Origin of the sequence: Streptomyces sp. UNOB3_S3, from assembly GCF_020740895.1 — a bacterium.
Lineage (GTDB): Bacteria > Actinomycetota > Actinomycetes > Streptomycetales > Streptomycetaceae > Streptomyces.
In genome coordinates, this window is sequence record NZ_JAILXP010000779.1 from 1 (window position 1) to 554 (window position 554).

At 80.9% G+C, this 554-nt stretch carries 1 pseudogene; it reads left to right on the forward strand.

Going from position 1 to position 554, the window contains the following annotated elements:
* Positions 1–554, forward strand: a pseudogene (locus K6I33_RS35600) (hypothetical protein); the annotation flags it as partial.

The window sequence follows — 554 nt, forward strand, 5'->3', positions numbered from 1 at the left end:
CAGCAGGGCCTGCCACGCCCCGACCCCTGGCGGGCCGGGCCGTGGCAGCCCCTGCTGCGCTCGGTGGTCTTCACCCTGCCCGGCTTCGGCTACGCGCTGGGCTCACCCCTGCTCGCCGGCGCCCGGGACCGCTTCGGGATGCCCGCCGGCACCTGGGCGCTGGTGGCCTCCGCGCTCACCGCCTGGGCCTGGAACCAGGGCCTGGCCCACCGCGCCTACCTCCGGCTCGCCGCCGGCGGCCGGGCCGCGGCGGGCCGCTCCCTGACCGTGGGCGCCCCCCTGGGCGCCCTCCTCGCCACCGCCGCCGCGCTCGCCCTGCGCGCCCCGGCCGGCGTGCTCGTCTTCGCGGCGGGCCAGGCCCTCTACCTGGCCGCCGCCACCGCGCTGCTCGTCCTCGGCCGCGAACGGCTCCTGCTGCTCGCCCTGCTGCCCACCGCCACCGGGGGAGCGGTGCTCGTCGCCGCCCGGCCGCCGGCCGTGCTCGGCACCGGACTGCTGCTCGCCACCGTCGGCGGCGCGCTCTTCGCCGCCGACGGTGGCGAGCAGCAGTCCGG